The following is a 5,675-nucleotide window of genomic DNA, read 5'->3' on the forward strand; positions in this document are numbered from 1 at the left end:
ATTTTTGATAACGATACAATTGTAGCATAAATTCGGGTTTCTGAAAACTATATTGCAAAAATCATTTGTCTGATAGCGTAGCGTGGCGCAAGCCATATCAGGATATACAGAATTTAAGGATTTACACTCTAATGTGTAACCGGATAAATAAAAAATATCCATTAGTAAATATTCTTTTTCTGCTACAGAAATAGTTGTCGTTTTACAACTCAGACCAGCAAGCATAGCTTGGCAAGCCTTTAAGTGTTTTAATGAAGCCTTCTCATATTCTTTGTAACGAAAAGATGGCCTTGAGTATTTTTTATAACTCATACTATGAAGTTAAAGTAAACTATATCACACAGTATAATACTACTACCCAATTTAAGTCAATCAGTTGTACTCTATATTTTTAGTGACTGTACAATAATAATATTAAGTAGCTAAAACTATTTTCAGTATTTACAATTCTCAACTCCTAGTAGGACTTAAACATTTGATGACCACCATTAAAGAAAAACTCATTGCGTCAATTGAAAACGCACCAGAACCTATTCTGGAACAAACCCTCGACTATCTCGAATATCTCAAAACCAAAATAACTGCCTCTACCATTAAATCAAGCAGTATTCCTGTACAAGATGGAGAACCAATATTACGCGGATCTAAAGCCAAAGATTTGCTACAATTTGCTGGAACTTGGCAAGGTGATGACTTTGAGAAATGTCTCCAGCTTGTTTATGATACCCGATCTGAAGCTGAATTCTGATGTATCTTTTAGACACTAATCACTGTAGTCGCCTCATTTTTGGTGAAACTAATCTCATCCAACAGCTAGAACTCCACTGCGAAGCCGGCGTTGCTACTAGCGTCATTGTCCGTGGAGAATTACTTTACATGGCAGCCAAATCTCAACAAACAGCGGCCAATATCCAACAGGTGAAAGCTTTTTTAAACACCATTGATCTCTACCCTATTAATTTATCAATATCAGACATTTACGGCGATCTCAAAGGCAAACTCATTAATACATTTGGTCCTAAAGAAAAAGCAGAACGGCGAAAATTTAATATCCAAACTCTAGGCTTTGGAGATAACGATCTTTGGATAGCGGCTACCGCCATTCACTATAATCTAACTATAGTTTCCACAGACAATGATTTTCGACGTATTCAGCAAGTTTACTCTTTTGCATTAGAGTCTTGGGTTTAAAATGTGTACTCAAATCCTGGAAATCCTGATATAGCTACGCCACGCTTCCCTATCAGACAATCTGCGTTTATCTGCGTTTATCTGCGTTCTTATCCTCTACATCCTTAAATCCTGTAAATCCTGATTCAGACAAATAAAGACAAATAAAGACAAAAAAAAGCGGGCTAACCGCTTATTAGAAGGTTAACCCGTTTCACTTTGGGAACGCGCTACAGAAATTGTTACTGCAATACCAACTTAACATTGGCATTTTGCAGACCACGCTGTTTTACTTCAGCCAAAGTCTTGTTAACGGCATATTTTTGATTGATAGAGTTGATCAACTCGGTCTGGTTGTGCTTCTTAGCGACACCCCATAAGTCAGCAATAAGGTCAAAAGAACCGTCACTGTTACGAGACCAACCTAGATCGTACTCGCCTTCCAATACAGCAACGATGTCGGAACGGAGACGCTGACCGTTATAACCACGGACATCAGCTTCAGTCTTAACGCTGATACCTAAGTCGCGCAAAGAAGACTTAAGAATTTCGGCATCGGTGATCTTGGTACGCAGAGTGCTAAAGTGAGACATTTGGGTTTCCTCCAATAAGAAGATTGATGAGAAAAACGACAACGGTTCTTTTTCAGCGAAGCCGCATTAATTGGGAACGGCTTTTTTCTATCTGTTAGCCTTGTGACTAACCTTTCCCCCTGACAAACAGCAGAGGAAAGCTTTTAAAACTCCATGCGCTGATATTCAGCGACAGCGGAGGCTGCGGGTCTAGCACGCTGTCTGGCCCAGTCCCTTAAGGCTGTGACCTGTTCTTGCATCGTTCGTGACAGCGGCAAAGTAGACTTTAATGCAGCAATAATATCTAATTGTGTGAACTCCCGATCTTGGGCGAAGGCTTCATACATAGCTGCCACGATCGCTTGTTCAATTTCTGCCCCGGAAAAGCCGTCGGACATTTTTGCTAGTTGTTCTAGATCAAATCTAGCAATTTCCTCCCGACGTTTGGTCAGGTGAATACCGAAGATATCCTGACGTTCTTCCGGTGTGGGCAGATCCACAAAGAAAATTTCATCAAAGCGACCTTTCCTCAAGAACTCTCCAGGTAGGCGTTCTACACGGTTAGCAGTCGCCATAACGAAAACTGGAGATTTCTTTTCTTGCATCCAAGTCAGGAAAGAGCCGAAAATTCTGTTTGATGTCCCCCCATCAGAATCGCCAGAACCACCGCTACCTGCAAAGGATTTATCCAATTCGTCAATAAACAGAATCGTGGGGGAAATTGATTCTGCTGTTTTCAGGGCGTTCCGCAGGTTGGCTTCACTTCGACCCACCATTGAGCCGTCGTAGACCCGCCCCATATCTAATCTCAGAATTGGTAAACCCCATAAACGGGAGGTAGTTTTGGCAATGAGTGACTTACCACAACCAGGAACACCGAGAATTAACATTCCTTTTGGTTGGGGCAACCCATACTCTCTCGCTCTTTCTGTAAAGGCGTTGGAGCGTTGGGTGAGCCAGGTTTTTAATTCTTCCAAGCCACCCACAGCATCAATGGTTTCATCTTCTTCGATGTACTCCAAGATACCGTTGCGGCGGATGAGTTGCTTTTTCTCGGATAAGACAATATCAACTTCATTTTCCGTTAATTGCCCAGTTGTTACCTGTGCTTTGCGGTAGACTTTCTCAGCTTCATCTTTAGTTAGACCTAAAGCGGCTCTGAGTAGCTTTTCTCGCGCCTCGGTTGTCAGCCGTCGTCCACGATTTTGCTCTTGATGGGCGGTTAAAACCTTATTTAACTCAGCCATGTCAGGCAATTGAAAATCTAAAACAACAACTTCTTTTTCTAATTCAATCGGAACTTGCTGCACAGGAGACATTAAGATAATGTTCTTTTGCGTTCCTTTAAAACTAGCGATCGCGTCCCGGAGCGATCTGGTTGTTGCCGGCGCATCAATAAAGGGATGTAAATCTTTAAGAATAAATATACTGGGTTCTTTTTGCCGAATAATCCAATCAATGGCTGCTTCGGGAGAGACAGTATTGTGTTGAGTTGTATTCCGGGGTTGACCGTACTCAACGATACCGTGAGTTACTGTCCAAATATATACTCGTCTTTGGGGTTTTAAGTCTTGGGAAACTTTAAAAATTGACTGCTCTGCCCGCTCTTCCTCGGAGGTCACAAGGTAGATTAAAGGGTATTGAGCTTGAATTAGAATATTGAGCTCTTCTTTCATACTATCGACCTACTTGAGACCTTATAGAGACAGTACCGACCAGCGATCGCATGGCGTTAAGCCAGACTATTAATCATCATTAATTCCTATCTAACAAGGAACTAATTCTTCCTCACCCTTGGGATGGGTTTCTTCTTTTTCTCTACCATCAATAGATAGATGATCTTGTCCGATGATTCCTGGTTGGTTGCCCAAGTTCACTAGTTCACCGTCACGTAATACCAGTGAAGATTCACAAGTGGGACAGGAATAAATCCGGTGAGTTCGCCCCTGGGAAGACGCTTCTATCTCTTCTACTATTTCTGAGTTGGTCAGGTAGAAACTGAGCGCCCTTTCTGCCAGGTCTGACATCGGTTCTGAGTCAACGGCAGAACGAATTTTAAGTTTTCTGTGCAGTTCCGGTGATAAATATAACGTAACCTTTTGCTTAGTTTGCATACAACTTTCTAGTGGTCTTACCCGGGTATGTATACCACCTTATCGGCTCTTTTCTCAGTTGTCAAGATGGTAAAGCGTTTTAACTGCAATTTTGTTACATTTCGTAATATAACTAGGTTGACTACGTGAAATTTTCTGTCTGATAGCGTGGCGCAAGCCATATCAGGATTTCTAGGATTTCAGGATTTTCAGGATTTGTTTGGAGATTTGGATTGTGTCTGAATCAGGATGTCCAGGATTTAGGGATTTTCAGGATTTTTGTGGGGATTTGGATTTTGTTTGGATATATTTCACAAGGCGTTATGTACTCTTTGTGATAATCTAGTGAAAATATTATCTGCCGCCGTTTAGCTTCGTCCTGTGCCGTTTTAAGGTTATTGTTGACGGTGACGCTTTCTAATATTTTTAATTTAGCCCAATGTCATTCTGTTCGCGCAGCGTGCCAGAGGCATTACGAAATGAAGTGTAGTGAAGAATCTTTTGAGATTCTTCGCTACACTCAGCATGACAAAACAGGATCATTTATTTTGTGGCTTACTCTTAGGGAACGCCAAAGAATAAATTACCCAATTTTGTGGGATGGGCATACTATGGCTAACGCCACGCTACGCGAACTACAAGCTCAGCACAAGTCCTGCCCGTCCTTGATGATTAGCGATTAATCACCAAAGGTAAAGACAGCCAACTGCGTCAAAGTATAAGCGATAGTTCTTGCCACAGGTCGGGATAAATAGACAACTAAATAGCTAGAATACTTTCGAGGTTATTAGGAATAGGTTAAAAATGGCAAGGCGTGGCGAAGTACTTATAGCAATTATGCCAGCAAAATCGGACATGAAAATTGCCTGTGAGCAAAACTGGTATCGGATTCCTGCTGATCAAGTGGAACGTCTTAAACAACGTAATGTTTGGGAACCAAAATGGTTAGCCTTTTATCAGCCAAAAGTTTTTCGTGATGAGGCATTTGCCGTCAATTACTATGCTTCTATAAAGTCTATTAGTCAGACTTTCAGACATGAGCTTTTTCCTGATGAATCACCAAACTCCAAAAGTCAGAAACGTTATTACAAAATAGACATACACCCTATGGAAAAACTACCGCAGCCAATCTATAGCCGTAGGCTCAGACGTATATTGTTCATTCCTACAACTTGGGAAAAGCTAATAAATGCAGCCGAAATTAACGATCTATGGGACGAAAGCCCATTAGAAGATAAGCTTTGGGCTGAATTCAAGCGTTATTCTATAGATGCCGAGCGTCAACAGGAAGAGAAAATTAAAGATAAAACCTATCTCCTTGACTTTGCCATTTACTGTGAAAAAGGAAAAATAGATGCAGAGACAGATGGCGATACTTGGCATTCAGCCAAAGACCGTATTGCTGAGGATAATCTCAGGGATAACGATCTTGAGACTGTTGGTTGGCGCACTATTCGTTTCAATTCCAAAAAGATCCGAGAAGAAATGACTGAATATTGCATTCCTACAATTTTAGAAAACATCAAAAACCTAGGTGGACTGAAAGATGACCAAAAAAGGATGCCTCGCAAAATTGGCTTGGATGGTTCGGAACAGTTGACTCTATTTTAGAAGCATATATTATTTTCAAAATATTGTCATAGATATGCGAAATCCTATCAGAACTAATTGTATTTCATTATTGATTATTGAATTGGCAAAAGTTAAATTTTCACCTGAGTTCGATGTAAGAAAACCAGCTAAAAATGAGTATTCAAAAGGGTTAGAGGCTTTTCTGGAAAGAGCCTATGTTCTCAATAAGCCTTAATTATTGAGAATTAATAGGAACCAGCTTAGATTT

7 protein-coding genes are annotated in these 5,675 nt (G+C 40.7%); 3 read left to right on the forward strand and 4 right to left on the reverse strand.

The window, feature by feature from the left end:
• Positions 1 to 312: hypothetical protein (locus IQ228_RS26790; protein ID WP_228043965.1), on the reverse strand; the 312-nt coding region annotated here is incomplete at its 3' end.
• 166 nt (positions 313 to 478) lie between these two features.
• Between IQ228_RS26790 and IQ228_RS19595 the strand changes: the two genes are divergently transcribed.
• Together IQ228_RS19595 and IQ228_RS19600 are read left to right on the forward strand one after the other, a co-directional pair.
• The gene (locus IQ228_RS19595; protein WP_027403476.1) at positions 479 to 748 is read left to right on the forward strand and encodes a hypothetical protein; all 270 of its coding nucleotides are present in this window, start codon (positions 479 to 481) and stop codon (positions 746 to 748) included.
• Entirely contained in the window at positions 748 to 1,191 is a 444-nt protein-coding gene (locus IQ228_RS19600) for a type II toxin-antitoxin system VapC family toxin (protein ID WP_027403477.1), read from the forward strand. Before IQ228_RS19595 ends, IQ228_RS19600 begins: the two co-directional genes overlap by 1 nt.
• A gap of 221 nt (positions 1,192 to 1,412) precedes the next feature.
• Here IQ228_RS19600 and IQ228_RS19605 read toward each other — a convergent pair whose 3' ends face one another.
• The 3 genes from IQ228_RS19605 to IQ228_RS19615 form a co-directional block, all read right to left on the reverse strand.
• Complete coding sequence (locus tag IQ228_RS19605) at positions 1,413 to 1,763, reverse strand: DUF1257 domain-containing protein (protein ID WP_015081375.1); 351 nt, start codon at positions 1,761 to 1,763, stop codon at positions 1,413 to 1,415.
• Between the two features lie 143 nt (positions 1,764 to 1,906).
• Positions 1,907 to 3,418 carry an AAA family ATPase gene (locus tag IQ228_RS19610; RefSeq protein ID WP_027403478.1) on the reverse strand — a complete coding sequence of 504 codons (1,512 nt, stop codon included), beginning with the start codon at positions 3,416 to 3,418 and terminating at the stop codon, positions 1,907 to 1,909.
• 90 nt (positions 3,419 to 3,508) lie between these two features.
• Entirely contained in the window at positions 3,509 to 3,856 is a 348-nt protein-coding gene (locus IQ228_RS19615; RefSeq protein WP_027403479.1) for a hypothetical protein, read from the reverse strand.
• Positions 3,857 to 4,639: 783 nt separating this feature from the next.
• On the opposite strand from IQ228_RS19615, the gene IQ228_RS19620 reads away from it, so the two are divergent.
• Positions 4,640 to 5,446 (forward strand): endonuclease domain-containing protein, encoded by an 807-nt coding sequence (locus tag IQ228_RS19620; RefSeq protein ID WP_193964040.1) that lies wholly within the window; start codon positions 4,640 to 4,642, stop codon positions 5,444 to 5,446.
• The last annotated feature ends 229 nt before the right edge of the window (positions 5,447 to 5,675 follow it).

It is taken from the genome of Dolichospermum sp. LEGE 00246, from assembly GCF_015207865.1.
Lineage (GTDB): Bacteria > Cyanobacteriota > Cyanobacteriia > Cyanobacteriales > Nostocaceae > Dolichospermum > Dolichospermum heterosporum.